20 protein-coding genes and 1 tRNA gene are annotated in these 26,286 nt (G+C 74.5%); 18 read left to right on the forward strand and 3 right to left on the reverse strand.

Going from position 1 to position 26,286, the window contains the following annotated elements:
* The first annotated feature begins 115 nt into the window (after positions 1-115).
* Together AB0O11_RS00830 and AB0O11_RS00835 are read left to right on the forward strand one after the other, a co-directional pair.
* A complete protein-coding gene (locus tag AB0O11_RS00830) occupies positions 116-478 on the forward strand; it encodes a TadE family type IV pilus minor pilin (protein WP_363380271.1) in 363 nt (120 codons plus the stop codon).
* Positions 466-978: an Rv3654c family TadE-like protein gene (locus tag AB0O11_RS00835; protein WP_363380274.1), complete on the forward strand. Its 513-nt coding sequence runs from the start codon at positions 466-468 to the stop codon at positions 976-978. Before AB0O11_RS00830 ends, AB0O11_RS00835 begins: the two co-directional genes overlap by 13 nt.
* On the opposite strand, the gene AB0O11_RS00840 is transcribed toward AB0O11_RS00835, so the two are convergent.
* Positions 973-3,465, reverse strand: a complete 2,493-nt coding sequence (locus AB0O11_RS00840; RefSeq protein WP_363380276.1) for a DEAD/DEAH box helicase — start codon at positions 3,463-3,465, stop codon at positions 973-975. The genes AB0O11_RS00835 and AB0O11_RS00840 overlap by 6 nt on opposite strands.
* 223 nt (positions 3,466-3,688) lie before the next feature.
* On the opposite strand from AB0O11_RS00840, the gene bldG reads away from it, so the two are divergent.
* From bldG to AB0O11_RS00905, 13 genes are all read left to right on the forward strand, one after another.
* The gene (bldG, locus tag AB0O11_RS00845) at positions 3,689-4,030 is read left to right on the forward strand and encodes an anti-sigma factor antagonist BldG (RefSeq protein WP_049659132.1); all 342 of its coding nucleotides are present in this window, start codon (positions 3,689-3,691) and stop codon (positions 4,028-4,030) included.
* Positions 4,031-4,189: 159 nt separating this feature from the next.
* Entirely contained in the window at positions 4,190-4,609 is a 420-nt protein-coding gene (locus AB0O11_RS00850) for an ATP-binding protein (protein WP_363380278.1), read from the forward strand.
* A gap of 338 nt (positions 4,610-4,947) precedes the next feature.
* Entirely contained in the window at positions 4,948-5,139 is a 192-nt protein-coding gene (locus AB0O11_RS00855) for a cyclophilin-like family protein (protein WP_363380280.1), read from the forward strand.
* A gap of 113 nt (positions 5,140-5,252) precedes the next feature.
* A complete protein-coding gene (locus AB0O11_RS00860) occupies positions 5,253-6,071 on the forward strand; it encodes a hypothetical protein (RefSeq protein ID WP_363380282.1) in 819 nt (272 codons plus the stop codon).
* Between the two features lie 238 nt (positions 6,072-6,309).
* The gene (locus AB0O11_RS00865) at positions 6,310-7,842 is read left to right on the forward strand and encodes a methyltransferase (RefSeq protein WP_363380284.1); all 1,533 of its coding nucleotides are present in this window, start codon (positions 6,310-6,312) and stop codon (positions 7,840-7,842) included.
* 194 nt (positions 7,843-8,036) lie between these two features.
* The gene (locus AB0O11_RS00870) at positions 8,037-8,495 is read left to right on the forward strand and encodes a DUF3592 domain-containing protein (RefSeq protein ID WP_363380287.1); all 459 of its coding nucleotides are present in this window, start codon (positions 8,037-8,039) and stop codon (positions 8,493-8,495) included.
* A gap of 441 nt (positions 8,496-8,936) precedes the next feature.
* On the forward strand, positions 8,937-11,819 hold the full coding sequence (gene topA / locus AB0O11_RS00875; protein ID WP_363380288.1) for a type I DNA topoisomerase: 2,883 nt from the start codon (positions 8,937-8,939) through the stop codon (positions 11,817-11,819).
* Positions 11,820-11,977: 158 nt separating this feature from the next.
* On the forward strand, positions 11,978-15,487 hold the full coding sequence (tmk, locus tag AB0O11_RS00880; protein ID WP_363380290.1) for a dTMP kinase: 3,510 nt from the start codon (positions 11,978-11,980) through the stop codon (positions 15,485-15,487).
* A gap of 240 nt (positions 15,488-15,727) precedes the next feature.
* A complete protein-coding gene (locus AB0O11_RS00885; protein ID WP_363381243.1) occupies positions 15,728-16,939 on the forward strand; it encodes a DNA polymerase III subunit delta' in 1,212 nt (403 codons plus the stop codon).
* A gap of 258 nt (positions 16,940-17,197) precedes the next feature.
* The gene (locus AB0O11_RS00890; protein WP_363380292.1) at positions 17,198-18,370 is read left to right on the forward strand and encodes a hypothetical protein; all 1,173 of its coding nucleotides are present in this window, start codon (positions 17,198-17,200) and stop codon (positions 18,368-18,370) included.
* 168 nt (positions 18,371-18,538) lie between these two features.
* Positions 18,539-20,167, forward strand: coding sequence for an alpha/beta hydrolase (locus tag AB0O11_RS00895; protein WP_363380293.1), 1,629 nt, complete (start codon positions 18,539-18,541; stop codon positions 20,165-20,167).
* Between the two features lie 105 nt (positions 20,168-20,272).
* On the forward strand, positions 20,273-20,923 hold the full coding sequence (leuE, locus tag AB0O11_RS00900) for a leucine efflux protein LeuE (protein WP_363380295.1): 651 nt from the start codon (positions 20,273-20,275) through the stop codon (positions 20,921-20,923).
* A gap of 81 nt (positions 20,924-21,004) precedes the next feature.
* Positions 21,005-21,078: transfer RNA gene (locus AB0O11_RS00905), tRNA-Thr, on the forward strand.
* Positions 21,079-21,142: 64 nt separating this feature from the next.
* On the opposite strand, the gene AB0O11_RS00910 is transcribed toward AB0O11_RS00905, so the two are convergent.
* A complete protein-coding gene (locus tag AB0O11_RS00910) occupies positions 21,143-21,787 on the reverse strand; it encodes a response regulator transcription factor (RefSeq protein WP_363380297.1) in 645 nt (214 codons plus the stop codon).
* A complete protein-coding gene (locus tag AB0O11_RS00915; protein WP_363380300.1) occupies positions 21,751-23,070 on the reverse strand; it encodes a histidine kinase in 1,320 nt (439 codons plus the stop codon). The genes AB0O11_RS00910 and AB0O11_RS00915 overlap by 37 nt, the downstream gene beginning before the upstream one ends.
* A gap of 239 nt (positions 23,071-23,309) precedes the next feature.
* Here AB0O11_RS00915 and AB0O11_RS00920 point away from each other — a divergent pair, with 239 nt between their 5' ends.
* The 3 genes from AB0O11_RS00920 to AB0O11_RS00930 are packed head-to-tail and all read left to right on the forward strand — an operon-like array spanning position 23,310 to position 26,253.
* A complete protein-coding gene (locus tag AB0O11_RS00920; protein WP_363380302.1) occupies positions 23,310-23,693 on the forward strand; it encodes a hypothetical protein in 384 nt (127 codons plus the stop codon).
* A gap of 44 nt (positions 23,694-23,737) precedes the next feature.
* Complete coding sequence (locus tag AB0O11_RS00925; protein ID WP_363380304.1) at positions 23,738-24,640, forward strand: ATP-binding cassette domain-containing protein; 903 nt, start codon at positions 23,738-23,740, stop codon at positions 24,638-24,640.
* Positions 24,637-26,253 (forward strand): hypothetical protein, encoded by a 1,617-nt coding sequence (locus tag AB0O11_RS00930; RefSeq protein WP_363380307.1) that lies wholly within the window; start codon positions 24,637-24,639, stop codon positions 26,251-26,253. Before AB0O11_RS00925 ends, AB0O11_RS00930 begins: the two co-directional genes overlap by 4 nt.
* Positions 26,254-26,286: the final 33 nt, after the last annotated feature.

Here is a 26,286-nt window from a genome sequence, read left to right on the forward strand (position 1 = left end):
GCCTGCCCTCCGGGCGGGTGGCGGGGGCCCGGGGACAGGCCCCGGCAGGGCGGGGGAACACGGTGCCGGCCGGGCGTGGTCGCTGCGCCCGCGGCGGCGCGGCGACGCGGGCTTCGTGACGGCGGAGACGGCGGTGGTGCTGCCGGCGCTTCTCCTGCTCGCGGCGATGCTGATCTGGGGCGTGCTCGCTGCGGCCGCGCAGATCCGCTGCGTGGACGCCGCCCGGGTCGGCGCCAGGGCGGCCGCACGTGGGGAGCAGGACGCTGCCGGGCTCGCCCGCGCGGCGGCCCCGCCGGGCGCGCAGGTCCGGGTGGCCCTGGCGGCCGACACGGTTCGGGTCGAGGTGGAGGCGCCGTGCGCGGGGCCGGGCAGGCTCGGCGGGCTGCTCGCCGTCCGGCTCAGCGCGGCGGCGGTGGCGGCGCGGGAGGACGTTCTGGTGCCGGTCACGGACGGAGGCGGTGGCCCATGGCCGTCCTGAGCGGGCTGCGGGCGACGGCGGAGCGGGTGGCGCGCGCCCGTGCGGCCCGAGCGGCCGCGGCGGGCGGACGAGGGCCGGACGCCGGTTCGGCGACGGTCTGGCTGCTCGCCCTGGCGATGCTGGGCACGGCGGTGTGCGCCGCGACGATCGCGGTCGGCTCGGTGGTCGCGGCCCGGCACCGGGCCGAGTCGGCCGCCGACCTCGCGGCCCTCGCCGCGGCGGACCGACTGCTGCTGGACCCGGACGGCGGCTGCGCCCGGGCCGCCGGGATCGCCGCCGTACAGGGCGCCGGGCTGGTGTCCTGTGCGGTCGACCGGACGGTGGACGCCGTCGAGGTGGTGGCCGAGGTGGGGGTCCGCGGGCTCCCGGCCCGACTGCCGGTCGGCCCGGCGCGGGCAAGGGCCCGAGCCGGGCCGGCACGGGCCCCGGTCACCGGCCCCGAGGACGTCCCGGACGGCGGGCCGGGCCGAGGCCCGAGCACTGCGGCGGTGGCCTCATGAACCGGCCTGCGCTCCACCGTCCGGTCCCGAGGCCGCCTCCTGCCCGTCCGATGCCTCCGGCCCGTCCTGAGTCCCCGGCCCGTGCTGCGTCCCCGGCCCGTGCTGCGTCCCCGGCCCGTCCGGTGTCCCCGGCCCGTCCGGTGTCTCCTGCCCGTTCTGCTCGTCCGCAGCCCCGGGCGCCCCGGCCAGCAGGACGTCCAGGAGCCGGACGGCGGCGGCCTTGTCCAGCGGGTCGTTCCCGTTGCCGCACTTGGGCGACTGGACGCAGGAGGGACAGCCGCGCTCGCACTCGCAGGAGGCGATCGCCGTCCGGGTGGCCGTCAGCCACTGGACCGCCCGCTGGAAGCCGCGTTCGGCGAAGCCGGCCCCGCCCGGGTGGCCGTCGTACACGAACACGGTCGGCAGGCCGGTGTCGGGGTGCAGCGGGACGGAGACGCCGCCGATGTCCCACCGGTCGCAGGTGGCGAACAGCGGCAGCAGCCCGATCGAGGCGTGCTCGGCTGCGTGGGCCGCGCCGGGCAACTGGTCGAGCGGGATGTCCGCGTCGAGCAGCTGGTCCTCGGTGACGGTCCACCAGACCGCGCGGGTGCGCAGCGTGCGGGGCGGCAGGTCGAGTTTGGTCTCGCCCATGATCTCCCCGGTCGAGATCCGCTTGCGGAGGTAGCCGACCACCTGGTTGACCACCTCCACCGAGCCGAAGCTGAGCCGGCCCTCGCCCCAGTCCACGGTGGTGTCGGTGTCGAGGACGGAGATGGAGGTGATGTCGCGGGCGGCCGTGGTGTACGGCGGGTCGGCCGGTTCGACCAGGGCGACGGAGTTGTCCAGGTCGAACTCCCGGACCAGGTAGGTGCGGCCCTGGTGCAGGTGGACGGCCCCGGTGTGGACGGTGGTGTGTGCGGCCGCGGCGTCCACCGTGCCGAGCAGTCGGCCGGTGTCGGCCTCGACGATCTGCACCGGGCTGCCGCCGCTGCCGCGCAGGTCCACCGCGTCGGCCGCGCGCTCGCGACGGGTCCAGTACCAGGAGCCGTCGCTGCGCCGGCGCAGCAGGCCGCGCCGCTCCAGGACCGGCAGCAGCGGCGCGGTGGACGGCCCGAACAGCTCCAGGTCGGCATCGGTGAGCGGGAGTTCGGCGGCGGCCGCGCACAGGTGCGGGGCGAGCACGTGCGGGTTGTCGGGGTCGAGCACGGTGGCCTCGACGGGGGCCGCGAACAGCGCCTCCGGGTGGTGCACCAGGTAGGTGTCCAACGGGTCGTCCCGGGCGATCAGGACGGCCAGAGCGCCCTGGGCCTCCCGGCCCGCCCGGCCCGCCTGCTGCCAGAGCGAGGCCCGGGTGCCGGGATAGCCGGCGATCAGGACGGCGTCGAGGCCGGAGATGTCGACGCCGAGTTCGAGAGCGGAGGTGGAGGCGAGGCCGAGCAGCCGGCCGGTGTGCAAGTCGCGCTCCAGGGCCCGGCGTTCGTCGGCGAGGTAGCCGCCGCGGTAGGCGGCCACCCGCCCGGCGAGCGGGCGGTCGAGCTGGTCCTGGGCCTGGAGCGCGACGAGTTCGGCGGCGCGCCGGGAACGGACGAAGACGACGGTACGGGTCTCCCACTCGACCAGGTCGGTGAGCAGGCGGGCGGCCTCGGCGGTCGCGGTGCGGCGCACGGGCGCGCCGTGCTCGCCGACGTTCTCGGTCAGCGGCGGCTCCCAGAGGCCGAAGACCATCGGCCCGCGCGGTGAGGCGTCCTCGGTGACGGCCACGGCCGGCAGGCCGGTCAGCCGCCGGGCGGTCGCGGCCGGGTCGGCGGTGGTGGCGGAGGCCAGCAGGAAGGTGGGTGACGAACCGTACCGGGCGCAGACGCGGCGCAGCCGTCGCAGCACCTGGGCGACGTGCGATCCGAACACGCCCCGGTAGCTGTGGCACTCGTCGACGACCACGTAGCGCAGCGCCTTGAGGAAGGAGGACCAGCGGGCGTGGCCGGGCAGGATGCCCCGGTGCAGCATGTCCGGGTTGGTGAGCACGTAGGAGGCGTACTGGCGGACCCACTCGCGCTCCTCGGGCGGGGTGTCGCCGTCGTACAGGGCGGCGCGGACCCTCGGTGGGGCGAGCTCGGCGGCCCGGCGGCGCTGGTCGGCGGCGAGCGCCTTGGTCGGGGCCAGGTAGAGCGCGGTGGCACCGCGGCCGTTGCGGGCCTCGGTGCCGTCCAGCAGGTCGCTGAGCACCGGGGCCAGATAGCCCAGCGACTTGCCCGAGGCGGTGCCTGTGGCGATCACCACAGTTTGGCCGCTTTTGGCCAGATTCATAGCTTCTGCCTGGTGCGCCCACGGCTGTTCCACCCCGACGGCGCGCGCGGCGGCCACGACCTCCGGACGGATCGAGTCGGGCCACGGTGAATAACACGCAGCTCGGGCGGGAAGGTGCTCCGTATGGGTGAGCCGGTCGGACCGCCCCCGGCCGGTGGCCAGGGTCGTGAGCAGTGCCTCGGGCGGGCTGTGTCGGGGCGGCATGGGGACCCAGTGTGTCACCGGCGTGACGGAGAATCGCCGTAAGCCATCGTGCGGGCATGGTCGCAGGTGGTTGAATGTGGCCGTGACGGCCGAATGGCCGTGGGTCGCAGCGCTGAGGCTTGCCACGCGTTGGCTGGGCGCGCCCGGGGCTCGCGACCATGCGGTGGCGGCCGTCCGGCCGAGGATCGCACATGACGTAGCAAGGCAAGGTGCTGGAGGTTCCGTGGACCTGTCCCTGTCGACCCGTTCAGTCGGCGATCGTACGGTCGTCGAGGTTGGCGGCGAGATCGATGTGTACACCGCCCCGAAGCTGCGGGAGCAGCTGGTCGAGCTCGTCAACGACGGCAAGTACCACCTCGTCGTCGACATGGAGGGCGTTGACTTCCTCGACTCGACCGGCCTCGGTGTGCTGGTGGGCGGTCTGAAGCGGGTGCGCGCTCACGAGGGCTCGCTGCGCCTCGTCTGCAACCAGGAGCGCATCCTGAAGATCTTCCGCATCACCGGCCTGACCAAGGTCTTCCCGATTCACACCTCGGTGGACGACGCGGTCAACGCGACCGACTGACGCGGCCGGGCCGGCCCGTGCGGCCGGCCCCGCCCGTTCCTCGCGTCCGGGTGCCCGGGCCCGTGTGGCCCGGAGCGTCCTCGGGCGCCTCTGGGCCGGTTCCGCCGGCCCGCAGGGGCCGGACCTCCGGCCCCTGTCGGAGCACCCCGAGGGGGAGAGATGGCAACCGTCGAACTTCGATTCAGCGCGCTTCCCGAGCACGTGCGGACGGCCCGACTGGTCGCCGCGGCCGTCGCCAGACGGGCCGGGGTCGACGAGTCGGTGCTCGACGAGGTACGGCTCGCGGTCGGCGAGGCGTGCTCCCGCGCAGTCGGCCTGCACCAGCGTGGCGGTATCGGCGGCACGGTCCGGGTCGCGCTGACCGATCAGGAGAAGCGTTTCCTCATCGAGGTCGAGGACGAGGCCGGCCCCGCCGCCGTCCCGGCCTCCGGCGCTGCCGAGGGCGGCGAGCCGGACGAGGACACCCTGGGCCTCGCCGTGATCACCGGCCTGGTCGAGGAGCTGGAGGTCACCAACGGCACGGACGGTGGCCTGATCCGGATGAGCTGGCCGGTCTCGGTCGCCTCCATCGCGGTCTGAGGCGTCTCTTCCGCGGTTCCGTACGCACCCGGAGGGCTGGCGTCCAGCCCCCGGTCATGCGTTGACCACATGTTGATCCCGGCGGTTCGCTGCTTCCGGCACGACCGGGTCCGATCACCGGTCGGGCCTCGTCGCGGAAGAGGACCGCGGAAGAGGACGTACAAGCGGAACCGCGTCCGGTGGCCGGCCGGGCAGACCACCGCCACATCGGCGGCCACCCCCACCACCGAAGCGCTCCGGGCCGAGCTGCCGATCAGCTCGTCGGCCGGTACCCGGGGCGAGGAGGTCTGCTTCGGTACGCCCGTCGGCGTGCCGCGCGAGGAGGGGCCCGGCAGGCCGTGGAGCCGGGCACGATCGCCTTCCGGACCGACGGTGACAGCCTCGTGCTGCCGTACGGTCCGACGCCGATATCGCACGACGGCGAGTGCCGGCCGACCAGTCCCTGCAACGTCCTGGGCGCGGCCGGACGGTGGTGCCCGGGTGCCGCGGACGGTCCGCCGGGCGATCCGATCCGGGTCGAGCGGGCCTGACCCGCGGCCGGGGGCGCAGGGAGGGGCGCCGAGGGGGCGGACGGCAGGGCGGGGAGCGGGGCGGGGAACCGGGAACCAGGGGACGGACACCGGCCGTGTAGGTTCGACGACCGATGACGACCGAAACCGAAAGGCTTCTCCCGGTGAACAAGCGACTGCTGGCCGTACCCGCCCTCGGCGTGCTGCTCGCGTTCGGCGCCGTCGGCTGCGGCGGCGACGACAACAGCAAGCAGCTGGAGTCCTGGGCGTCGAACGTCTGTGGCGCGGCCAAGGACCCGATCGCCCAGGCGCAGACCGCGCTCGCCGACACCGGCCAGGTGAAGACCGGCGAGGCCCCGGCCGACCTCCAGAAACGGCTCTCCACGGACATCGGGCGGCTGGCCAAGACCAACCAGGACATAGCGGCCGCCATCGACGCGGCCGGTGCGCCCAAGGTGAAGGACGGTGCGCTCCTCCAGAAGGACACCGTCGAGGAGCTGAAGAAGGCGGCCGACGGCTACGTGGAGGTCCAGAAGAAGCTGGACGCGCTGCCCAACAACGACCAGGCCAAGTTCGCCGACGGGCTGCGCAGCGTGGCCGACCAGGTGCAGCAGCTGGCCTCGCTCTCCACCCAGGCGCAGAGCAAGCTCCAGCGCGGCGACCTCGGCGCGGCGATGGCCAAGCAGGAGGGCTGCAAGCCGTCCTCGACCACCGCCCCGACCGGCGGTGCGACCGGTGCTGCGACCGGTGCTGCGGGAGCCGGCGCGAGTGGCACTCCGGCCCCGGGCGGCGCGGGCACGACCCCGGCCCCCGGCGCCACCGACACCCCGAGCGCCCCGGCCACGCCCCCGGTGCCCGGCGCGACCGACGGAACGAGCCCGGCCGCCGGCGCGACCACCGCTCCGGCCGCCCCGCCCAGCACCCCGGCGAACCCCGCCCCCAGCGCGAGCTGAGCCCGGGCGCGTCGGCCCCGACGGACGGCGCGGCTCCGCGTGCCCTCGCGGAGCCGCCGCCCCCGAAGCTCGTACGCCGAGAGCCGGCGCGCCCGAGGGCCGCTGCCGAACGACTCGGCGGCCCCGGCAGGGCGGCGCGCGGCGGCCTGCGGGGGCGCGCGGAGTGGTGCGGGCTTCCGTCCGATGGGCGCGGGGCGCAGCGGCGGCCGCGGGGTGGGCGGCGGGGGACAATGGCGGGGTGATCAGTAGCCCCGTTCTCGACCCGACCCGCCTCGCCAAGTTCCGCGAGGCGCTGCTCGCCGCCTCGTTCACCGCCGACGGGTGCCTGGACCTGCTCGGGCCCACCGGCTATTCGGCGTTGGCCCGCAGCGAGGCGGTCCCGGCGCTGCGGGCGACCCGCGGTGGCAGTCCGCTGGAGACGCTGGTACGGCTGTTCCTGCTCCAGCAGCCGGTCCCGTACCGGGCGGCCGCCGCCGCGCTGCCGGTGGAGGACTGCCTGGCGGACGGCTGGCTGCGCCCCGACGGCGATCTGGTGCGCGCCACCGTCGACGTCCGGCCGTACGCCAACGAGGTGGCCGGGATGCCCAGTTCGGACGCCTGGGTGGTCTCCGACCTGGGCTGCGCCGTGGGCGGCGCAGGGGGCATCGGCTCCGGTGAGACCGCGCACGGGGTGGCTCGCAAGGACCTGGTGCTGGGGGTCGGCGGCGCCTCCACCACGCTGGCCAACATCACCGTGCGCCGCCCCGTCCGGGCCGCGCTGGACCTCGGTTCGGGCTCCGGTGTGCAGGCGCTGCACGCGGCCCGGCACGCCGGGACCGTCACCGCCACCGACCTCAACGCGCGCGCGTTGCGCTTCACCGAGCTGACCCTGGCGCTGTCCGGCTTCGACAACACCGAGGTGTCCGCCGGAAGCCTCTTCGAGCCGGTCGGGGAGCGGAAGTTCGACCTGATCGTCTCCAACCCGCCGTTCGTCATCTCGCCGGCCGGCCGGTTCACCTACCGCGACGGCGGCATGGCCGGCGACGACCTGTGCCGCAGCCTGGTCCGCTCGGCCGCCGACCACCTGGAGCCCGGCGGCTACTGCCAGCTGCTCGCCAACTGGCAGCACGTCAAGGGCGAGGACTGGCACGAGCGGCTGGCCGGCTGGGTCGCGGGCACCGGCCTGGACGCCTGGATCGTCCAGCGCGAGGTCCAGGACGTGGCCCAGTACGCCGAGTTGTGGCTGCGTGACGGCGGTGACCACCGCGGCCCCGGCGGCGACTACCAGGCCCGGTACGGCGAGTGGCTGGACGCCTTCGAGGCGGGCCGGGTCGAGGGCATCGGCATGGGCTGGATCACCCTGCGGGCGAGCGGCGCCGAGCGCCCGACCGTCCGGGTGGAGGAGTGGCCGCACCCGGTGGAACAGCCGCTCGGCCCGCACATCGAGGCCTGGTTCGACCGGCAGGACTTCCTCCGCTCGCACGACGACGCGGGCCTGCTCGCGGCCCGCTACGTGCTGGCCGACGAGGTGGTCCAGGAACAGGTCGGCGCGCCGGGCGCGGAGGACCCGGAGCACGTGATCCTGCGTCACAACCGCGGCATGCGGCGGGCCACCAAGGTGGACACCGTGGGTGCCGGTTTCGTCGGGGTCTGCGACGGGACGCTGTCGGCGGGCGAGATCGTGGACGCCATCGCGCAGCTGCTGGGCGAGGACCGGGTGGTCCTGCGGGACCGGGTGCCGGAGTCGCTTCGCCTGCTGACCGAGCAGGGGTTCATCGACCCGGTCCGCTGAGACCGCACTCCCTGAGACCGCACTCCCTGAGAGCGGACCCGCCGAGGCCCCGGCCTGCCGGGATCCGGGTCCGGTTCACCCGCCCGTACCCCCTGGTTCGTCCGGCCGCCGTCGGACGGCTGTCTCCCGTTGGTCCCCCACTGTGAAGCTCTGTCCACAGGCTGTGGACAGAGCTGGGGAGCCGGGGGCCAGGGGTGGACACGACGACGGCGATGGTGGGCGGGTCGGTGCTCGCCCTCTTCGGTGGCGTGCTGCTGCTCTGGTGCGCCGCCGAAGTGAGCCTGCGCCTGCGGGTGCGCCGCCGGGGGGTGCCGGCGGTGGCCACCGTGGTGGCCGAGGACGACGTGCACGGCCAGCTGGACAGCGCACCGCTGCTCTCCTTCTCGGTGCCGCCGTCGGTCGGCGGCCCCGGCGCGTGCGGGATCGCGGGGCTCGTGATCGCCCGCCCGCGTGGGCACACCCCGCTGCGCCGTCCGGGCCGTTTCGCTCCCGGCGCCCCGGTGCGGATCTGTTACGACCCGCAGCGCCCGAGCCGGGTGGTGCTGGCGGCCGGAGAGGTGGGCCGGTCTGCCGTCGTCGACCTGCTGTGGAGCGCCCTGGGCGTGGGCTGTCTGGCGGTCGGCACCGGGCTCGTGGCCGCGGCCGGCGGCTGAGCCCCGCAACCCCCGGGCGATCCGCGGAGCCTGGGGTTGCCACGAGGACCCTGCGGCCACCCATGAACGAGCGCCCCCCTGCGAAAGTGCCGCCCGCGCCGAAAGCGCCGCCCCGTGCCGAAAGTGCCGCCCCGGGCCCGTCCGTCGATTTTCCGTTGACAGATCTTGAAATCCGTCATTCCATCCTCCGGAACCTGCCGAAGGCCCCCTCCGCGGGGCGCGAACCTCCGTCATCGGGTTACCGTTCGAGTGGCGTCGGTGAGCCCGGTAAGTGAAAACGCGGGATCCGTCCGTTTGACAAGGGTGGCCGGGGTACGGTCACACTCCGCTGGTGGGGGTGTCGTGCCGCGGCAGCCCCGGGACGGTGGAGGGGTCGGGCGGAGCGCAGCCCGTGCTGCCGGCGCCGACCAGCCACATAAGGACCGGGAGAGAAGAGCGAAGGTGTCCCCGAGCAGCGAGACCGCGCACGGACAGCGACTCGTCATTGTCGAGTCGCCGGCCAAGGCGAAGACGATCAAGGGCTACCTGGGCCCCGGCTACATCGTCGAGGCGAGCGTCGGGCACATCCGCGACCTGCCCAGCACCGCGGCCGAGGTGCCGGAGAAGTACACGGGCGAGGTGCGCCGCCTCGGGGTGGACGTCGACCACGACTTCGCGCCCATCTACGTGGTCAACGCGGACAAGAAGTCCCAGGTCAGCAAGTTGAAGTCGCTGCTCGCGGAGTCCGACGAGCTCTTCCTCGCCACCGATGAGGACCGCGAGGGCGAGGCCATCGCGTGGCACCTCCAGCAGGTGCTCAAGCCCAAGGTGCCGGTGCACCGCATGGTGTTCCACGAGATCACCAAGTCGGCGATCCAGGAGGCCGTGGCCAACCCGCGCGAGCTCAACCAGCGCCTGGTCGACGCCCAGGAGACCCGCCGCATCCTCGACCGCCTGTACGGCTTCGAGGTCTCGCCGGTGCTGTGGAAGAAGGTCATGCCGAAGCTGTCGGCGGGCCGAGTGCAGTCCGTCGCCACCCGCCTGGTGGTCGAGCGCGAGCGCGAGCGGATGGCCTTCCGCACCGCCTCGTACTGGGACCTGGTCGGCACCTTCGGCACCGGCCGCACCCCGGTCGACGCCGCCAACCCGGAGACCTTCGGCGCCCGGCTGGCCGCCGTCGACGGCAAGCGGATCGCCAGCGGCCGCGACTTCGGCCAGGACGGCCGGCTGAAGGCCGCCAGCGCGAACACCCTGCACCTGGACGAGCAGGCGGCCCGTCAGCTGGCCGCCGCCCTGGAGCAGACGGCGTTCGGCGTCCGCAGCGTCGAGTCCAAGCCCTACCGCCGCTCGCCGTACGCGCCGTTCCGCACCACGACGCTCCAGCAGGAGGCCAGCCGCAAGCTGGGCTTCGGCGCCAAGCGGACCATGCAGGTGGCCCAGAAGCTGTACGAGAACGGCTTCATCACCTATATGCGTACCGACTCCACCACGCTGTCGGACACCGCGATCTCCGCCGCCCGGGCCCAGGTCACCCAGCTGTACGGCGCCGACTACCTGCCGGACGCCCCGCGCACCTACGCCAGCAAGGTCAAGAACGCGCAGGAGGCGCACGAGGCCGTCCGCCCGTCCGGCGACCGCTTCCGCACCCCCGCCGAGACCGGCCTGAGCGGCGACGACTTCAAGCTGTACGAGCTGATCTGGATGCGCACCGTCGCCTCCCAGATGAAGGACGCGGTCGGCCAGTCCGTCACCGTCCGGGTCGGCGGCACCTCCGCCGACGGCCGGGACGTCGAGTTCTCCGCCTCCGGCAAGATCATCACCTTCCACGGCTTCCTCAAGGCCTACGTCGAGGGCGCCGACGACCCGAACGCCGAGCTCGACGACCGCGAGCGCCGGCTGCCGCAGGTCGCCCAGGGCGACCCGCTGGCCGCCGAGCGGATCACCCCGGAGGGCCACGCCACCAAGCCGCCGGCCCGCTACACCGAGGCCTCGCTGGTCAAGGAGCTGGAGGACCGGGAGATCGGCCGCCCCTCCACCTACGCGTCGATCATCGACACGATCATCCAGCGCCGGTACGTCTTCAAGAAGGGGACGGCACTCGTCCCGTCCTTCCTCTCCTTCGCCGTGGTCAACCTGCTGGAGAAGCACTTCGGCCGGCTGGTCGACTACGACTTCACCGCCAAGATGGAGGACGACCTCGACCGGATCGCCGCCGGCGAGGCGCAGTCCGTGCCGTGGCTGAAGCGCTTCTACTTCGGCGAGGGCGACGGCCACGCCGCGGGCGGCGCCGCCGAGGCCGGCAACGGCGACGGTGACCACCTGGGCGGCCTGAAGGAACTGGTCACCGACCTCGGCGCGATCGACGCCCGGGAGATCAGCTCGTTCAGGGTCAGCGACGACATCACCCTGCGGGTCGGCCGCTACGGCCCGTACGTCGAGCGCGCCTCGGCCGTCGAGGGCGAGCCCGGCCGTCGCGCCGACATCCCGGACGAGCTGCCGCCGGACGAGCTCACCGTCGAGCTGGCCGAGGAGCTGCTGGCCAAGCCCAGCGGCGACTTCGAGCTGGGCCCGGACCCGGTCAGCGGCAACATGCTGGTCGCCAAGGACGGCCGCTACGGCCCGTACGTGACCGAGATCCTGCCCGAGGGCACGCCGAAGACCGGCAAGAACGCGGTCAAGCCGCGCACCGCCTCGCTGTTCAAGACCATGTCGCTGGACACCGTCACGCTGGAGGACGCGCTGCGGCTGCTCTCGCTGCCGCGGGTGGTCGGCACCGACGCCGAGGGCGCGGAGATCACCGCGCAGAACGGCCGCTACGGCCCGTACCTCAAGCGCGGCACCGACTCCCGCTCGCTGACCAGCGAGGACCAGCTCTTCACGATCACCCTCGACGAGGCGCTGGCGATCTACGCCCAGCCCAAGCAGCGCGGCCGGGCCGCCGCCGCCCCGCCGCTCAAGGAGCTGGGCAACGACCCGGTCAGCGAGCGCCCGGTGGTGGTCAAGGACGGCCGCTTCGGCCCGTACGTGACCGACGGCGAGACCAACGCCACGCTCCGCAAGGACGACGACGTCGAGACCATCACGCCGGAGCGCGCGTACGAGCTGCTCGCCGAGAAGCGGGCGCGCGGACCGGTGAAGAAGGCGGCGAAGAAGGCCCCGCCGAAGAAGGCCGCGGCCAAGAAGACGACCACGGCCAAGACCGCGGCGACCAAGACCGCGGCCGCGAAGAAGACCGCCGCCAAGAAGACCACCACCAAGACGGCGGCGGCGAAGAAGACGGCGGCCAAGAAGACCGCTGCGAGCGGGACGGCGGCCGGCAAGGCCGCGGCCACCGAAGAGGGCTGATCCCAGGTCACCGCAGACGGGCCCGTGCCCCCGATCCCGGGGGTGCGGGCCCGGGGTTCGTCGGGCTCTGTGCGGGGTACGTCACAACCCGGTGATGAGCACGATCCGGAAGCCCGTTCGTCTCATTCCGGCCAGGCCCCGCCCGCTACGCTGACCGTATGACGAGCGAGGAGCAGCCCACCCCCAGCGCCGCCCCGGCCGCCAGAGCCTGGGCGTCCGACCTGCCCGAGGTCGCGCCCGCCGGGACCCCGGTGGACCGGGCCCGGGCGCTGCTGCGGACACGTGCCTACCGGCGCCTGTGGACCACCCAGCTGATCGGCGGCACCGCCGACCGGCTCGGCCTGCTGGTGCTGCTCGCGCTCACCGTGATCGCCGCCGCCCAGGGGGGTCAGTTCGGCAGCCTGCCGCGCAGCCTCGCCTTCGCCCTCGCCGCGGTCCTCGCCGTCCGGGTGCTGGCCACCGGGCTGGTCGGCGTCGCGCTGCTCGGCCCGGTGCACCGGCTGGTCGCGGGCCGGCTGGACCGGCGCTGGACACTGTTCGGCGCCGACGTGCTGCGTGCCCTGCTGATCGGCCTCGCACCCTGGTGGAGCGTCTGGCTGGGCTCCGCCGCCAAGCCCTCCGGGGCCGCCACCTACGTCCTGCTCGCCACCGTGTTCGTGACCGGTGCCGCCGAGCGGGTCTGGGGGATCGCCAAGTCCGCCGCCGTTCCGGGCCTGCTGCCGCCGGCCAACCGGTACCTGCCGGTCGCCGAGCAGCGTCCGGCCGCTGCCAACCTGGAGAGCGTCCGGGCCATCGACCGCTTCACCGGCTGGGTGACCGTGCCGCTCGGCGCCGTCGGCCTGGTGGCCTTCACCCTGCTCAACAACATCGGCGCGGCCCTCGGCTCCGACTGGCTCCGCGCCCACCAGCTCACCTTCGCGGCGCTCGGCGCGGCCGGGCTGTTCGCCGCCTCGGCGGTCCGCGGCTACCTCCAGCAGCTGCCCGGCGGCCCGGTGTCCGTCGCCCCCGTCTCCCCGCTCCAGGGCCTGCGTGCCCCGACCGACGCTGCCCCCGGCCCCGCGCTGAGCAAGGGCCGCACCGGCAGCGCCCCGTACTTCACCTTCGCCGTCGCGGCCGGCTACGCCGCGATGGCGGGCGTCGCCGCGCTCGCGCTGCTCACCGCCGCCGAACACCGCGCCGGGCCGATCGGCTACGGCCTGCTGGTGCTCGCCGCCACCGGGACGCCCGCCCTGGGCGCCCGGCTCACCCGGGCCACGCTGCCCTCGCTGTCCCGCCGCCGACTGCTCGCGCTGGCGCTGCTCACCCAGGGCGTCGCGCTGATCCTGGCCGGCCTGGTGCTGGACTTCGTGCTGGTCCTGCTGCTCACCGTGCTGGCCGGCCTGGCCGTCGGGATCGTGGTCTCGGCCGGGCGCACCCTGCTCGCCCAGGAGGTCGAGGAGGCACGGCTGCCGAAGGTCACCGAGCACCTGTTCGCGGTGCTCCGGGCCGTGGTCGCCGCCGCGCTGGTCGCCGTCCCGCTGATCGCCGCCGCCTACGGGGACGTGGAGTACGGCACCGTCGAGCCCGGCTCCTTCACCTTCATCCACGGTGGCGCGGCCCTGGCCGTCGCCACCTCCGGGCTGCTCACGCTGGTGCTCGCCGCCGTCGTGCTGCTGCGCACCGACGACCGGCGCGGCACCGCGCCGTTCGTCCGGGACCTGGTGGACTCGGTGCGCGGCCCGAGCGGCCCGGTGCCGCACCGCGGCGCGGGCACCGGCTTCTTCATCGCCCTGGAGGGCGGCGACGGCGCCGGCAAGTCCACCCAGGCCCAGGCGCTCGCCGAGTGGATCCGCGGCAAGGGACACGAGGTCGTGCTCACCCGCGAGCCCGGCGGCAGCCCGGTCGGCCAGCGGCTGCGCGGCCTCGTCCTGGACGTCGGCAACACCGGCCTGTCCCACCGCGCCGAGGCGCTGATCTACGCCGCGGACCGCGCCGAGCACGTCGAGAACGTCATCCGGCCGGCCCTCGCCCGCGGCGCCGTGGTGATCACCGACCGGTACATGGACTCCTCCATCGCCTACCAGGGCGCCGGGCGAGACCTGGCCGCGACCGAGGTCGCCCGGATCTCCCGCTGGGCCACCGGCGGGCTGCTGCCCGACCTGACCGTCGTCCTGGACGTCGACCCGACCAAGGCCCGGGAGCGCTTCACCGAGGCGCTGGACCGGCTGGAGTCCGAGCCCACCGAGTTCCACCAGCGGGTCCGGGCCGGCTTCCTCGCACTCGCCGCCGCCGACCCGGCGCGCTACCTGGTCGTGGACGGCAGTCAGGCCGCCGGCTTCGTCACCACCGCCATCCGGCACCGGCTCGACCGCGAGCTGCCGCTCTCCGAGCAGGAGAAGGCCGCCCGCGCCGAACAGGAGCGGCTGGCCAAGGAGGAGGCCGAGCGCCGCGCCGCCGAGGAGGCCCGCAAGAAGGCAGAGGAGGAGGCCGCCGAGCGCAAGCGGCAGGAACTGCTGGCGCAGCTGCGGGCCGAGCAGGCGGAGAAGGAGCGGTTGGCCAAGGAGGAGGCCGAGCGGGCCGCCGCCGAGGCCCGGCGCAAGGCCGAGGAGGAGGCGCGCCGTCGGGCGGAGGAGGAGGCCAGGCGCCGCGCCGAGGAGGAGGCCGAGCTCAGAGCGGCCGAGGAGGCCCGGCTGGCCGCAGAGGCCGCCGAGCGCAAGCGGATCGCCGACGAGGCGGCCGCGCAGGCCGAGATCCAGCGGCAGCGCGAGCTCGCCCGCGAGGAGCAGCGTCGCCGGGCGGAGGAGGCGCTCCAGCGGGCCGAGGAGGCACGGCTGGCGCAGGCCGCCGCGCTCGCGGCCGCGGCTGCGGCGGCGGAGTCGGCGGAGGACCGGGCCGAGGGTCGGCCGGGTCCGGGTTCGGCTTCGGGGCCGGGTTCGGCTTCCGGAGCAGGGGCCGGGGATGACGCGACCACGGAGCTGCGGATGCTCCGGGACACGCCGGAGGATGTTCCGCGGGACGCGTCGCAGGCGGCGTCGGCACAGTCGTCGTCGGGCGGACTGGGGGACGAGGCGACGCGCGAGCTGTCGCCGCGGGACCGGCAGGCGGCCGTCCGGGCGGCGGAGGCCGTCGAGGCGCGCAAGGCTGCCGAGGCGCGCCGGGCCGCCGGGGCGGTCGACGAGACCGCCAAGCTGCCGGTGGTGCCGGCCTCGGCGGTGGACGAGACGGCCGTGCTGCCGAAGGTCGCGGCGGAGGCCGACCGGACCGAGGTGCTGCCGCGGATCGAGCCGGGACGTGCCGAGGGCCGCACCGAAGGCCGTCCTGAGGAGCGGTCGGCGCAGGGGCCGCGGCGCGTGGAGCCGGTGGACAGCACGCGCGAGTTGCCGGTGGCCGGCGCCGAGCCGCAGCCGCAGCCGCAGCCGCAGCCGAAGGCGCAGCGGCAACCGGAGCCGGGCGCCGAGCGGCCGCGGCCGGAGTGGGCCGAGGAGACGCCGCTGGACGACCTGCCGAGCCTCACCGACACCCTGCTCGGCTCGCACGACGAGTGGTCGCGCTGGGAGCGCGGCGGCCCGGGCCAGGACGGTCCGTACGGCGGCCCGCAGGCCGGCGCGGAGCGGCCCGAGGGCCGCGGGGACACCCGGGGCGAGGACGACGGTAAGGGCAAGGGCCGCCGCTGGGGCCGTCGGGGCTGACCGGACACGCGTGGGCGGCGCCGTCGGGGCAGGTCCCCGGCGGCGCCGCCGCGTTCCGGCGGGCGGCGTTCCGGCCGGCGACGGTCCGTCGCCCGTGGGGGCAGGACTCCAGGCCGCCGTGGGATCGGCCTCCCCGCCCGCCATGACCCGGACGGAGCAGTGGGTGTCGGAGCGGAGACGTATGCTCGACGGCGGGGAAGAGGCGCCACGAGCGCTGCCGTACGGAGCTTGGGAGCAGCAGTGGCCGTCTGGGACGACCTGGTGGGCCAGGAGCGGGTGGTCGAACAGCTGACCGCCGCCGCCCGGGCGGCCGGGGCGACGGTCGAGGCCGGTCGCGGGGCCGCCCCGGTCGAGGGCACGAACGCCTCCCTGATGACGCACGCCTGGCTGCTCACCGGCCCGCCCGGCGCCGGGCAGGTCACCGCCGCGCGCGCCTTCGCCGCCGCCCTCCAGTGCACCAGCCCCGACCTCGCGCTCGGCGGCACGCCCGGCTGCGGGTTCTGCGACGGGTGCCACACGGTGCTGGCCGGCAGCCACGCCGACGTGAAGTACGTCCGGACCGACGGCCTCTCCATCGGCGTCGGCGACATGCGCGACCTGGTGCTGCGCGCCTCCAGCTACCCGACCGGCGGCCGCTGGTCCGTGATCCTGGTGGACGCCGCCCACCGGCTCACCGAGGCCGCCGCGAACGCGCTGCTCAAGGGCGTGGAGGAGCCCTCCCCGCGCACCGTCTGGCTGCTCTGCGCCCCCTCCGTCCAGGACGTGCTGCCGACCATCCGCTCGCGCTGCCGCCTGTTGGTGCTGCGCACCCCCGCGGCCGAGGCGGTCGCCGACACCCTGGTCCGCCGCGACGGTGTCGACCCGGAGACCGCCCGGCTCGCCGCGCTCGCCGGGCAGGGCGACATCGAGCGCTCGCGCCGCCTCGCCGTCGACGAGCAGGCCCGGACGCGCCGGGCCGAGGTGCTGCGCATCCCGCTGGAGGTCGGTGACATCGGCGGCTGCCTGAGCGCCGCCCAGCGCCTGGTCGACACCGCCAAGGCCGATGCCGAGGCGCTCGCCGAGACCCAGGACGCCAAGGAGACCGACGACCTCAAGGCCGCCTACGGCGCCGCCGAGGGCGGCAAGGCGCCGCGCGGCATGGCCGGTGCGGTCAAGGAGCTGGAGAAACGGCAGAAGAGCCGGGCCACCCGCACCCGTCGGGAGACCCTCGGCGTCGCCCTGCTCGACCTGCTCGGCTTCTACCGGGACGTGCTCGCCATCCAGCTCGGCTCCACCGGCGCGCTCGCCAACGAGGACCAGCGGCAGGCGCTGAACCGGGTGGCCCAGGCCAGTCCGGCGGAGAGCACGCTGCGCCGGATCGAGGCGGTGCTGGCCTGCCGCCAGGCGCTGGACCGCAACGTGGACCCGCTGCTCGCCGTCGAGGCGATGACGGTGGCGCTGCGCGCGGGCTGAGCGCCGGGCCGGGCCGTCGCTCGCCCCGGGAGCCGTTCCAGCGGGCGGGCCGCTACTCCGACGGGCGATGCCCGTAGGCCGCCTGGAGCGTGGGCCGTCCCACCTTCGAGTGAACGAGCGACACTCGCCGGGCACACCGTCGTGTGACCGTCCGCCCGTTGTGCACGCTGGGGGCCGACTGCGCCCGGTGCCGGGGCGGTCGCCTCCCGTACGCGCCGTTCCGGTTCGGCGCGGCCCCCTCCAGAGGTGGTGCGTCCCGTGGTTCGTTCGCTCCTCGTCATCCCCCTGCTGGCCGCCGCCCTCGGCGGGATCTGGCTGGCCCGGGGCGCCCAGCTCCGCTGGCGCGACCTGCGGGCCGCCGAGACCTACGAGCTGACCGGTGAGCGCTGGCCGATGCTGGTGCGGGCGGCCGGGGCGATGGTCTGCGGGGTGTGCGTCACCGCGCTGACGGTGCTCACCACGTTCGGCGCCTTCGGCGGCCTCCGGTGGGACACCCACAAACCGAACCGGGCGGAGCCGGTCGTGGACGCGACGCGCTCGGGTTCGGACGCGAGGTCGGGTACCGGGCCCGATGCGGGGGTGGTCCGGCAGCAGCAGGCGGCGCCGCCCGCGGCCGCCACACCACCCGCCACACCGGCCGCCGTCGGAGCTGCCGAGGCTCCCGCCGTGGTCAGCCGCTTCGACAGCGTCGGCCACCCCGGTGGTGGCGAGCTGCTCCAGTCCGCCGTGCTCGGCCCCGACGGCCACCCCCGCAACGTGCGGGTCTGGCTCCCGCCGCAGTACGTCAAGGAGCCGAACGCCCGCTTCCCGGTCGTCGTGATGCACGCGGCCACGCCCCAGAAGACCGCCGACGCCGAGGTCCCGGACGTCTTCGAGGGCATCGGTGCGGCCCTCCAGAGCGGCAAGGCCCACCCGTTCATCCTGGTCGCCCCCGAGGCGCCGAACGGCACCGCGCACCCCTGCGAGCTGGTCGCCGCGGCCCCGGCCGCCGTCGCCGACGACGCGACGCTGCGCACCACCATCGTGACCACCTTCCGCGCCATGACGCCCGGCCCGGCCTCCTGGGGCGTCCTCGGTGTCGAGGGCGGTGCGCCCTGCGCGGCCGCCGCCGTACTGTCCCGGCCCGACCTGTACGGCGCGGCCGCGGCGGTCTCCGGCCGCTACGACGCCACCGCGCTCACCCAGACCGGTGCCGAGGCCCCGGCCGGCAGTGCGGCCAAGCTGCTGCTGGCCGCCGCCAAGGCCGACTCCGCCGGGCTGGACTCGGCCCGCCGGCTCCGGTCCGCGCTGAAAGCGGGCCCCGGAGCGGCGGCCAAGGCCGAGGTGCGGATCTCGGACAACGTGCAGGACTTCACCCCCGAGCGGGAGCGGCTGCGGCTGGTCCGGCAGGCGGCGCAGTTCCTGGCCGAGGCGCTGGCCAAGGCGTCCTGAGCGCAGGTCCGGCGGCACTACGCTGCCCGGTACCCCGGGGGCGGGGGCCGGGCAGCGGCGTTTCCTCCGGGGTGCTCCACGCGTTGGTCCGCTGGGTGTTCCACGGGTTGTTGCACGGTTTGTTCCACGGTTTGTTCCACGTGCTGGTCGATTGCGGAGAGGTGGCGGATGAGGACTTCCGGGCGGGCACGGGCACTGGCTGCGGCGCTGGTCGTCGCCGGGCTGCTGGCGGGCGGGTGCAGCTCCGATCCGTCCGGGGCGCCGACGGCGTCCTCCTCGGACTCGGCGGCCGGAGCCACTCCGCTGGAGCCGCTGCCCGCCGCCGTCCCGGCCGCGCTGGCGCCGTACTACGCGCAACGCCTGGCCTGGCAGCCGTGCGACAGCGGGTTCGAGTGCACGGCGTTCCGGGTGCCGCTGGACTACGACCACCCGGGGGACGGGGACCTCACCCTGGCGGCCGCCCGCGCGGCGGCGGAACCGGCGGGCTCCGGATCCGGCTCCTCTGCCTCCCCGTCCGGGGCCGTCCCTCCTTCCGCCTCCCAGGGCCCGCGGCTCGGATCCCTGCTGCTCAACCCGGGCGGGCCCGGCGGCTCGGCGATCGAGTACCTGGAGGCCGCCGCCCGGACGTACGACCGCGGGGTGCGGGCCCGGTACGACCTGGTCGGCCTCGACCCGCGCGGGGTGGGCCGCAGCAACCCCGTCAGCTGCCTGAGCGGCGACCGGATGGACGCCTACACCGCCGTCGGCCTGCCCCCCGGCGACCAGCGCGGGATCGACGCGCTGATCGCGGCCGACAAGGAGTTCGCCGAGGGCTGCCGGAAGCAGGCCGGTGCGGCGCTCGGCCACCTCAGCACCGTCGAGGGCGCCCGCGACATGGACGTGCTGCGCGCCCTGCTCGGCGACGAGAAGCTGAACTACGTCGGCAAGTCCTACGGCACCTTCCTCGGCGCCACCTATGCCGGGCTGTTCCCGAGCCGGGTCGGGCGGCTGGTGCTCGACGGCGCGATGGACCCGGCGCTCGACTCCGTCACCGGCAACCGCGTACAGGCGGGCGGCTTCGAGACCGCCTGGGCGGCCTTCGCCAAGGACTGCGCCCAGCGCGAGGACTGCCCGCTCGGCCGCACCGAGCAGCAGGTCGGCGAGCAGCTCACCGCCCTGCTCGCGGGCGTCCGCACCGCCTCGCTGCCCACCAGCACCGACGGCGGCCGCCGGCTCACCGGGTCCCAGGCGACCACCGGCGTCATCCGGGCCATGTACGCCGACGTCCTCTGGCCCAAGCTGCGCACCGCGCTCACGGACGCCAAGGCCGGGGACGGCACCGGCCTGCTGAAGCTCTCGGATGACTACTACGGGCGCAAGACGGACGGCTCGTACCCCAACCTGATGTTCGCCAACACCGCGGTGAACTGTCTCGACCTGCCCGCGCCGTTCGGTGGACCGGAGGACGTCCGACAGGCGGTGCCGGAGTTCGAGCGGGTCTCGCCGCACTTCGGACGTGACATGGCCTGGATGGCCCTGGCCTGCACCTACTGGCCGGTCCGGGCCACCGGCACGGCGCACACCATCCGGGCCGCCGGCGCCGCCCCGATCGTCGTCATCGGCACCACCCGCGACCCGGCCACCCCGTACGCCTGGGCCCGGTCGCTGGCCGGCCAGCTGGAGTCCGGCCGCCTGCTCACCTTCGACGGCGACGGCCACACCGCGTACGGCCGGCACAGCACCTGCGTGGACGGAGCGGTGAACCGCTTCCTGCTGACCGGGGAGGCCCCGGAGCAGGGCAAGCGCTGCGACCGGTAGGGCCGGCCCGGCGGCGGGAGATCGGCAGGTCGTTCTCCCTTCAACCGATTACCGGTACGACGTTACGATGAGCCCCCACCCCCCTCTCCTGCACCGGAGCTCATCGTGCTCGGAGTCAACGACCTGGCGACGTACGTCCTCGGCGCCCTCGTGATCATCCTGCTGCCCGGCCCCAACTCCCTGTACGTACTGTCCGTCGCGGCCCGCAAGGGCATCCGCACCGGCTACCAGGCCGCGGCCGGCGTCTTCATCGGCGACCTCGTTCTGATCAGCCTCACCTCGCTGGGCGCGGCCTCCCTGCTCAAGGCCAACCCGGCCGTCTTTGCGGTGGTCAAGTTCGGCGGCGCCGCCTACCTTCTCTGGATCGGCTACGGCATGCTCCGCGCCGCCCGCCAGCTCTGGCGCGAACGCCGGGCCGCGGCCGACCCCACCGCCGAACCGGCCCCCGAATCCACCGAGCAGCCCTTTCGCCGCGCCCTGGTGATCAGCCTCCTCAACCCGAAGGCCATCCTCTTCCTGCTCTCCTTCTTCACCCAGTTCGTCGACTCCGCCTACGGCCAGCCCGCCCTCTCCTTCGCCCTCCTCGGCGGCATCCTCCAGACCTTCAGCTTCCTCTACCTCTCCCTCCTGATCTTCGCGGGCACCACCCTCGCCACCGCCTTCCGCCGCCGCAAGCGACTCTCCGCCACCCTCACCAGCGGCGTCGCCGTCCTCTTCGCCGGCTTCGCCGCCAAACTCGCCGTCTCCTCGGCCTGACCGCCGCCCCGGTATCCCGTTACGGATCACCCGCGAACCTGTGTAGACTGGCCCGCGTTGCCGCCACACGACGGCAACGGTGCCGCCTTAGCTCAGTTGGCCAGAGCAACGCACTCGTAATGCGTAGGTCGCGGGTTCGAATCCCGCAGGCGGCTCAGTGAAGGCCCAGGTCGGATTGATTCCGGCCTGGGCCTTTTGCGTGCCCGGGGTGGGCCGGGGTCACTGGTCGAGGTAGGTGAGGACGGCCAGGACGCGGCGGTTGGCGGTGTCGGTGGGGAGGAGGCCGAGCTTGGTGAAGATGTTGCCGATGTGCTTGGCGACGGCCTTCTCGGTGATGAAGAGGGCTTGGGCGATGCCGGCGTTGGAGCGGCCCTGGGCGAGGGATTCGAGGACTTCGCGTTCGCGGGTGGAGAGGGCGGCGAGGGCGGTGTCGCGGTTCTTGCGGACCAGGAGCTGGGCGATGACCTCGGGGTCCATGGCGGTGCCGCCGGCGGCGACGCGGTGGATGGCGTCGAGGAACTGGGCGCCGTTGGTGATGCGGTCCTTGAGCAGGTAGCCGACGCCGCGGCCGCCGGTGGTGAGGAGTTCGCGGGCGTAGAGGGGTTCGACGTACTGGGAGAGGAGCAGGACGGGGAGGCCGGGCGTGGTGCGGCGGGCGGTGAGGGCGGCACGCAGGCCCTCGTCGGTGAAGGTCGGGGGCAGCCGGACGTCGACGATCGAGACGTCCGGCTGCTGCTCGGTGAGGGCCAGGAGGAGGTCGGGGCCGTTGTCCACGGCGGCCACCACCTGGTGGCCGTGGGCCTGGAGGAGGCGGATCAGGCCGTCCCTCAGGAGGAAGTGGTCCTCGGCGAGGACAATGCGCACGGAAGCTCCATGATCACAGTGGTCGGACCGTCAGGGGGGCTGCTGACGGAGACGACCCCGTCGAAGGTGGCGAGCCGTCGTTCGACGCCGCGCAGCCCGGTGCCCCGGCCGGCGTCCGCGCCGCCCCGTCCGTTGTCCGAGACGGTGATGCGCAGCACGCCGCGATCGTAGCGGAGTTCGATTCCGGCGCGGCCGGCGTCGGAGTGCTTGACGACGTTGGTGAGGAGCTCCGAGACCGCGAAGTAGGCGGCCGACTCGACGGGCATCTCGGGGCGGCCGGGAAGGTCCACCGAGACGTCGGTGGGGACCGGGCAGACCATCGCCAACGCCCGCACCGCGTCGGCGAGTCCGCGGTCGGCGAGGACCGGCGGGTGGATGCCGCGGACCAGGTCGCGGAGCTCCTCCAGGGCCTTGGCGGAGGACTGGCGGGCCTCGACCAGCAGGGCGCGGACGGCCTGCGGGTCGGTCTCCAGGAGGTGTTCGGCGGCGTCCAGGGTCATGCCCATCGCGACCAGCCGGGCCTGGGCGCCGTCGTGGAGGTCACGCTCGATCCGGCGGATCTCGGCCATCCGGGTGTCGACGGCGGTGCTGCGGGTGGCGGTCAGGTGGGCGATCCGGCCGGCCAGCAGCTCCTGTTCGCCCGGGGCGAGCATCGAGCGGGTGTGGCGGGCGTGCCGGTGGACCGTGCGGGGTGCGAGCCAGAGGGCGAGCGGGAGTTGGAGCAGGCCGAGGAGGCCGGAGAGGGCGGCGGTGGCGGTGCCCTCGATCGGGATGAACTGGTACCAGAGGCCGTCCCACTCGGCGGACAGCGGGACGCCGAAGAAGGCGAGGAAGACGCCCCAGAGGCCGCTGAGCAGGACGGCGATCGGCAGGAAGGCGAGCAGGCCGCCGACGACCGGCTCGGCGAGGACCCAGCCGAACTCCCGCCGGGTCTGCGGGTCGCCCGTGATCCAGCGGTAGCGGGCGACGGCGCCGGAGGCGTCGGCGGGCACCGGCGGCAGCGGGCCGGGCGGTCCGGGGAACCGGATGCCGGACCACTCCTCGGCCAGGACGCGCTGACGGTCGGCCAGGTCGCGTACCCGGGCCATGGCCCGGGGAACCGGACCGAGGCCCGGCCCGACGAGCGAGATCGCGCCGGTGAGGCCCATGGAGCGGACGAGGGCGAGGGCGGAGAGCCGGCTGAGGGTCAGGGACCGTCGGAGGGCGGTGAGTCCGGCGGGTACGGAGAACCCGGTGACCTCGGCCGGTGCGGGGCCCTCCCCGAGTTGCATCGTGTTGTCCATGGACGCGGTTCCCTCCCAGTGGTGCCGTTGCGCGGCCGGGTCGTGCCGGCCGTGAGGCCATTCTGGCGATGACGGGCAGGCGTTGTCGGTGGAAGAAACTCCCCCTTTGGTCAAACGGGATATCTGCCGAACGGCAGATGGCAGACGTCCGCGGATCGGCCAGGCTGGCGGGCGTGCTCAAGTGCACCAGGAAGCGCGCCCCGAGCGGCGCACCCGATCGCAGACACAAGGAGGACGCGGTGGACCGACGCCCGAAATCCGCACCCGCCCTGATCGCCCTCGCGGTGGCCGCCCTCGTTCCGCTCGCCGGCTGCGCCGATGCCACGGACGCCCAGCCCGAGGACAAGACCTTCGAGTTCGCGGGCAAGAGCCTCGACGTCAGGTCGCACGGGGCCCCCGCCGACCTCGTCGCGGCCGATCGCACGGACGTCAAGGTCACCCGCTGGTTCGACACGAGCGGCAAGGTCGGCAGCGTCAAGGAGTCCTGGGAGCTGAAGGACGGTGTCCTCGAACTCCGGGCAGGGTGCTCGGGGTTCGCCAACTGCGACACGAAGTACCGGGTCGAGGTCCCCAGGGGCGTCGCGGTCCTGCGGGACGGGCGCGAGACGGACCTCAAGGGCTGAAACCGACGAGCCCTTCTGCGGGGAAGGCCGGAAAGACGGAGACCATGCTCGAACTGATCGACATCACCAAGGTCCACAAGGGCGGCAAGCGGGCCGTCGACGGCATCACGATGCACCTCGGCCCCGGGATGCTGGGCCTGCTGGGGCCGAACGGCGCCGGGAAGTCCTCGCTCATGCGCATCGTGGCGACGGTCACCCGGCCCACCGACGGCCGGGTCCGCTACCTGGGCGCCGACGCAGTGGCCGAGCCGGACCGGCTGCGCAGGGAACTCGGCTATCTGCCACAGGACTTCGGGGTCTATCCGAACCTGACCTCGCGGGAGTTCCTGTCCTACCTGGCGGCAGCCAAGGGGATCGGCGCCCGCTCCGCCCGGGCCCGGATCGACGAGCTGATCCAGCTGGTCAACCTCACCGAGGCGGTCAAGCGCCCGCTCGGCACGTACTCGGGGGGCATGCTCCGCCGGGTCGGCATCGCGCAGGCACTGCTGGCCGACCCCAAGGTGATCGTGGTCGACGAACCGACCGCCGGCCTGGACCCGGAGGAGCGGGTGCGCTTTCGCAACCTGCTCAGCGAGCTCGCGGCGGACCGGGTCGTGATGCTCTCGACCCACATCGTCTCCGACGTCGAGTCGGTCGCCTCCGACATCGCCGTGGTCGCGCACGGCCGGCTGCTGCGCCGGGGCGCGCCCGACGAACTGCTCGGGGAGATCGACGGGCAGGTATGGGAGGCCGTGGTCGCCCCGGCGGACCTCCTGGCCGTCCAGGCCCGCCACGTGGTCAGCCGGATGGTGCGGACCGGGAACGGCGTACGGCTGCGGCTGCTCGCCGCCGAGCCGCCACGGCCCGACGCGGTCCGGGTGGCGCCCGACCTGGAGGACGCCTACCTGGGCGTCATCCACCGGGCGGGGGAGCGGAGCGGTACCGGGCAGCGGGCGGTGCGGCGATGAGCGCGGCGGTGCCCGGGTCGGTGCTCGCCGGGCTGGCGGTCGGCGACTTCCGAGACCGGGTGCGCCGGCCGGTGTACGCGGTGACACTGCTCGCCGCGGTCGGGCTCGGCTACCTGGCCGTACCGAACGCGGACGGCCACTGGACGATCATGGACGTGGGTGGCAGCCGGGGCGTCTACAACAGCGCGTACGTCGGCGCGGTCACGGCCCTGGCCGGTGTGCTCTGGCTCACCTTCGGCGGCTTCTACGTGGTGCGCAGCGGCATCGCGCGGGACGAGACGACCGGCGTCGGCCAGGTCCTCGCCGCCACCCCGCTGCGCACCTCCCATTACCTCCTGGCCAAGTTCCTGAGCAACCTGCTGGTGCTCGTCTCCATGGTCGGCGTGCTGGCCGTCACCGCGCTGCTGATGCAGATCACCCGCGGCGAGGACAGGGCGGTCGACCCGGTCGCCCTGGCGGAGCCGTTCCTGCTGCTGTCGCTGCCCGTGATGGCGGTCACCGCGGCGGCGGCGCTCCTGTTCGAGACGGTGCCGCTGCTGCGGGGCGGCTTCGGGAACGTCGTCTGGTTCGTGCTGGCCATGGTGCTCGCGATCGGCGGGCAGTCGGCTTCCGCGCCGCTGGACGGTCTCGGGGTGCACCAGGTCGCACGGTCGATGGGCGCCGCGCTGGAGGCCCAGCAGAAGACGGCGGACCCGGGCGGGTTCAGCCTCGGCCTGACCAAGGTCGACAAGCCGCTGGGCACCTTCCACTGGGACGGCTTCGATCCCTCCTCCGGGTTCCTCCTCGGCCGGCTGGCACTGTTCCTCGCGGCGTTCGCCGTGGCGCTGCTGCCGGCCCTGTGGTTCGGCAGGTTCGATCCCGCGCGCGGCTCCGGTGGCGCGGCGCCGGTGCCGGATGCCGCCGGGGCGGCGGGTGAGCCGTCCGTGCTCGACGGGGCGGAGCCCGAAGGTGCACGCCGGGCGACCGCGCCGGGCGTCCTGCCGCGGACCGAACCGCGGCGGGCCGGGGCGTTCGGCCGGCTGCTGGCGGGCGAGGCCCGCATCCTGGTGCAGGGCGTCTCCCGCTGGTGGTGGCTGGTTGCCGCCGGGCTGACGGTGGCCGGGTTCGCGCTGCCGCTGGACGCCGTCACCGGCCTGCTCCTGCCGCTGACGTGGCTGTGGCCGGTCCTGATCTGGTCCCGGCTCGGCAGTCAGCAGGTCGAGAACGGCCTGGAGGTGCTGCTCGGCGCCTACCCGTCGGCCCGGCGCCGGCTGCTGGCCGAATGGGCGTCCGGGCTGGTGCTCACCGCGGTGACGGGCGTCGCCCCGCTGATACGCATGCTGGTGGCGGGCGACGCCGCGGGGGCGGCCAGTTGGCTCGGGGGCGCGCTGTTCGTCCCCTCGCTGGCCATGGCGCTCGGTGTGGTGAGCCGGAGCCACCGGCTCTTCCAGGCGGTCTACCTGCCGCTCTGGTGGATCCTCGTCAACAACGTCGCCGCCGTCGACTTCATGGGGGCTGTCCGCGTGAACGGCAGCCCGGCCGGTCCCGGCCCGCTGCTGGTCGGGGCACTGTCCGCGGCGATGCTCGCGGTGGTGTTCCTGGTCGGCGCCGCCCGACGGAACGTCAAGGGCTGATCGGAGCCGGGAGCCCGGGCCGTCGGCGGACGG

The sequence above is a fragment of the Kitasatospora sp. NPDC093102 genome (genome assembly GCF_040683915.1).
GTDB lineage: Bacteria > Actinomycetota > Actinomycetes > Streptomycetales > Streptomycetaceae > Kitasatospora.

What these genes read in the sequence shown, in the direction of transcription:
- AB0O11_RS00835 (WP_363380274.1), top strand. Translation starts at nt 466, where the DNA reads ATGGCCGTCCTGAGCGGGCTGCGGGCGACGGCGGAGCGGGTGGCGCGC.
- AB0O11_RS00840 (WP_363380276.1), bottom strand. Translation starts at nt 3,465, where the DNA reads ATGCCGCCCCGACACAGCCCGCCCGAGGCACTGCTCACGACCCTGGCC.
- AB0O11_RS00850 (WP_363380278.1), top strand. Translation starts at nt 4,190, where the DNA reads ATGGCAACCGTCGAACTTCGATTCAGCGCGCTTCCCGAGCACGTGCGG.
- AB0O11_RS00860 (WP_363380282.1), top strand. Translation starts at nt 5,253, where the DNA reads ATGACGACCGAAACCGAAAGGCTTCTCCCGGTGAACAAGCGACTGCTG.
- tmk (WP_363380290.1), top strand. Translation starts at nt 11,978, where the DNA reads ATGACGAGCGAGGAGCAGCCCACCCCCAGCGCCGCCCCGGCCGCCAGA.
- AB0O11_RS00895 (WP_363380293.1), top strand. Translation starts at nt 18,539, where the DNA reads ATGAGGACTTCCGGGCGGGCACGGGCACTGGCTGCGGCGCTGGTCGTC.
- AB0O11_RS00915 (WP_363380300.1), bottom strand. Translation starts at nt 23,070, where the DNA reads ATGGACAACACGATGCAACTCGGGGAGGGCCCCGCACCGGCCGAGGTC.
- AB0O11_RS00925 (WP_363380304.1), top strand. Translation starts at nt 23,738, where the DNA reads ATGCTCGAACTGATCGACATCACCAAGGTCCACAAGGGCGGCAAGCGG.
- AB0O11_RS00930 (WP_363380307.1), top strand. Translation starts at nt 24,637, where the DNA reads ATGAGCGCGGCGGTGCCCGGGTCGGTGCTCGCCGGGCTGGCGGTCGGC.